Raw genomic sequence first — 617 nt, 5'->3', positions numbered from 1 at the left:
TGAAAAAAACAAGTTTAATGATGGCTATGGCAGGGACAATGGTACTTGCTGGTTGTTCAACTTATGACGGCGCAACTCGCTCAACAGAGTACACCTCCGTTGCCAATCCGGCGGCCGTTTACTGTGTACAACAAGGTGGCGAACTGGACACTGTGTCAGAGAATGGTGAGCGTGTAACTTACTGTGTGCTTTCTGACGATGAACGTGTTGAACAGTGGGAATACTACCGTAACAACCACAAAGAGAGTGACGAGCAATAAACTCGAATCTAATAAATAGTAATATTATTCAATAACTAAGGAGCCAATCGGCTCCTTTTTTGTTCTTTGATATCCGCATTTTCCTACAGGAACTTCACACTACTCTGACTTTACCGTATGCAAATATAATATCGAACAGCGTTCTATTCCTGACATTTCTCTGACAATACTTTCCACTTGGTCAATAAAATCATGCCCAACATCACACAAATTCACATTTCTTCCACATTTTTCTGGAAACAGGTGGTCAGGATGAAAACACAAATAGTTAAACAAGCCGAAACGGCACAAAACAACGTGATTACTGATGAGTCAAAACGCATCATCTACAAATCGTGTTTAAGCGCATTGATGATT

1 protein-coding gene is annotated in these 617 nt (G+C 40.7%); it reads left to right on the top strand.

The window, feature by feature from the left end; all coding sequences use genetic code 11:
- On the top strand, positions 1 to 260 hold a 260-nt coding region (locus tag R7Q46_RS28155), incomplete at its 5' end, for a DUF333 domain-containing protein (RefSeq protein ID WP_318078437.1).
- Positions 261 to 617: the final 357 nt, after the last annotated feature.

The sequence above is a fragment of the Vibrio sp. 811 genome, from assembly GCF_033339195.1.
Note: the sequence above shows the minus strand (reverse complement) of the source record. Positions and strands in the feature narration are given on the sequence as shown.